3 protein-coding genes are annotated in these 2,891 nt (G+C 73.9%); 1 reads left to right on the top strand and 2 read right to left on the bottom strand.

The features are described from left to right. Window positions 1-360: 360 nt before the first annotated feature. The gene (gene murA / locus ACTIDRAF_RS0222115) at window positions 361-1,629 is read right to left on the bottom strand and encodes a UDP-N-acetylglucosamine 1-carboxyvinyltransferase (protein WP_016700892.1); all 1,269 of its coding nucleotides are present in this window, start codon (window positions 1,627-1,629) and stop codon (window positions 361-363) included. 111 nt (window positions 1,630-1,740) lie between these two features. Here murA and ACTIDRAF_RS0222110 point away from each other — a divergent pair, with 111 nt between their 5' ends. Further along, a complete protein-coding gene (locus ACTIDRAF_RS0222110; RefSeq protein ID WP_016700891.1) occupies window positions 1,741-2,316 on the top strand; it encodes a cob(I)yrinic acid a,c-diamide adenosyltransferase in 576 nt (191 codons plus the stop codon). Between the two features lie 360 nt (window positions 2,317-2,676). On the opposite strand, the gene ACTIDRAF_RS0222105 is transcribed toward ACTIDRAF_RS0222110, so the two are convergent. After that, window positions 2,677-2,891, bottom strand: a 215-nt coding sequence (locus tag ACTIDRAF_RS0222105) for a DUF2550 family protein (RefSeq protein ID WP_016700890.1), incomplete at its 5' end; no start/stop codon positions are given.

Below are 2,891 nucleotides of genomic sequence, written 5' to 3'. Positions count from 1 at the left end.
GGGGCGGCCTGCGAGCGGCGGGGCGGGGCGTGGTGGCCCCGCCGGCCGGCCCGCGACCAGCGGGAGCGGGACGCGGGGCCGCCGACCTCCCGGACCGCCGCCCCACACCAACCGGCGAACCCGCGCCCCAGCACGCCCCGCGCGGTGCGGATCCGAACGGTGCCGTGCACGTCCCGGCCCCCCTACCCCCCGCCGAACCGGCGCACTCGCCGCACCGGCTGCGGGCGCGAGGCCGCACCGAGGACGGCCCCGGGGTGCCCCAGGGGCACCGGGTGGCCCTCCACCCGCGCCCACACGCCACTCCCGGCGCCCCACGGCACCGGGTGCGGAGGAGCCCGATTCAGCCCCGGAGCGGGCCGCTCAGCGCTGCGGAGGCTCCGACACCCGCTCGACGTCCGCGCCGAGCCCACGCAGGTTCTCGACGAACCTCGGGTAACCCCGGTCGATGTGGAACACGTCCCACACCTCCGTGACACCCTCCGAACACAGGCCGGCCAGCACGAGACCGGCGCCAGCCCGGATGTCGGAGGCCCACACCGGCGCGCTCGACAACCGCTCCACACCCCGGATCACGGCGTGGTGGCCGTCCGTCCTGGCGTCCGCGCCCAACCGGACCATCTCGTCGATGAACCGGAACCGGGCCTCGAACACGTTCTCCGTGATCATCGACGTGCCGTCCGCGACCGCCGCCAGCACCACCGCGAACGGCTGGAGGTCGGTGGCGAAACCGGGGTAGGGCAACGTCACGAAGTCCACCGCCGTCGGCCGCCCGGACATGACGACCCGGAACTCCTCGTCCCCGACGGTGACCTCCGCGCCCGCCATCCGCAGCTTCTCCAGCACGAGGTCCAGGTGGTGCGGATCGACACCGCGCACGGTGATGTCCCCCCGCGTCGCCCCGGCTGCCAGCGCCCACGTCGCGCCCACGATGCGGTCGCCGATCACCCGGTGCTGGGTGGGCTGGAGCGCCGTGACGCCGTGCACGGTGAGGGTGGACGTGCCCGCCCCCTCGATCTTCGCCCCCATCCGCTGGAGCATCGCGCACAGGTCGATGATCTCGGGTTCACGGGCCGCGTTGTCGATCACCGTGGTGCCGTCGGCCAACACGGCCGCCATCAGGATGTTCTCGGTCGCACCCACGCTGGGGAAGTCCAGCCAGATCTGCGCGCCGTGCAACCCCTCCGCCTCGGCGACCACGCACCCGTGTTCGATCTCGCTGCGCGCGCCCAGCTTCCGCAGACCAGCCTGGTGCATGTCCAGGGGCCGCGAGCCGATCGCATCCCCACCGGGCAACGCCACCACGGCCCGGCGGCACCGGCCCACGAGCGGCCCCAGCACGCACACCGAGGCGCGGAGCTTGCTCATCGACGCGAAGTCGGCGCGGTGGTCCGGCTGGGCGGGCGTCGTGATGCGCACCGTCCCGCCGTCGATGGTCACCTCGCACCCGAGGTTCCGCAGGACATCGCCCATCAAGGGGACGTCCAGGATCTCGGGGCAGTTGGTGATGGTGGTGGTTCCCTCGGCCAGCAGTGCCGCCGCCATCAGTTTCAGGACACTGTTCTTGGCGCCGACCACGTCGACGGTTCCCACCAACCGCGCGCCACCACGAACCCGGAAGTGCTCACTCACGGCCAGCCAGCGTAATGGTCGACTCCTCGACGGTCGCGACGGCCACCGGACGTGGCGGGTCAGACACGACGACGCTGGCCAGACAGGCCTCGCCTCCGTAGGCTGCCCGACATGTCCGTGCACCTGAACAGGATCTACACCAGGACCGGCGACGACGGCATGAGCCGTCTCGGCGACTCGAGCCAGGTGCGCAAGACGGACCCGAGGCTCGTGGCCTACGCCGACGTCGACGAGGCCAACGCCGCGATCGGGACCGCCCTGGCGCTCGGCGCTCCCCCCGAGGACGTCGCCGAGGTGCTCCGCAGGGTCCAGAACGACCTCTTCGACGTCGGGGCGGACCTGTGCACCCCGGTCGTGCCCGACCCCAGGTACCCGCCGCTGCGGGTCACCCAGGCCGCCGTGGACCGCCTGGAGGGGTGGTGCGACGACTTCAACGCACGGCTCGGGAAGCTGGACTCCTTCATCCTGCCCGGCGGAACGCCGGCCGCCGCGCTGCTGCACACCGCCCGGACCGTGACCCGCCGGGCCGAGCGCGCGGTCTGGGCACTGCTGGAGACCGACGCCGAACGCAGCAACATCCTCACCGCCCAGTACCTGAACCGGTTGTCCGACCTCCTGTTCATCCTCGCCCGGGTCTGCAACCCCGACGGGGACGTGCTGTGGAAGCCCGGCAGCGGCCAGGCCTGAGGACGTCGGAACGCAGGACCCCGGTTCGGGCACGCGGGTAGGGCGACGGCCGCCACGGCCGCGCACCGGAGACGGCCGGATCCCGACCAGGCACCTCGGGTGCCTCCGGTTCGACCACCCCCCGGGCGGACGGCGCCGCACACCGCCTCGTCCCCGCCCGGTCAGGGCGTTGCCGGGCGCGCTTCGCGCGCGGAGGCCTCGCGGGCGCGCCGCACGGGGATGGACCTGGGCGGGAACGAGGAAAGCTCGCACCGCTCCGAGGACGCCGGACGCGTCCCGACGGCTGGCCGCCCCCGGGGAAACGGGACCCGGCCCGGCGGACGCGATCAGCCGGCCCCGCCTCGGCACCCGGTGCGGGGCTCAGGACGCCCAGGGCACCGAACGGCCAGGAGGGGACGACTCCAGCCAGGACAGGAACCCGGTCAGCGCGTCCGGCCCCATCGCCAGCTCGACCTCGAGGTCCCCCTCGGCGCCGGCGCAGTGCAGGACCGTGGAACCCGGTGGCATCGCGTAGGCCTCCGGCGCCGTCGGTGACCGGCGGCTGGCGATCTCCAGGCCGGCCCGCCGCAACACCC

The organism is Actinoalloteichus spitiensis RMV-1378, from assembly GCF_000239155.1.
In the GTDB taxonomy this organism is placed as follows: domain Bacteria; phylum Actinomycetota; class Actinomycetes; order Mycobacteriales; family Pseudonocardiaceae; genus Actinoalloteichus_B; species Actinoalloteichus_B spitiensis.
The sequence above is the reverse complement of the archived record's forward strand: the minus strand, read 5'-3'. Positions and strand labels throughout refer to the sequence as shown.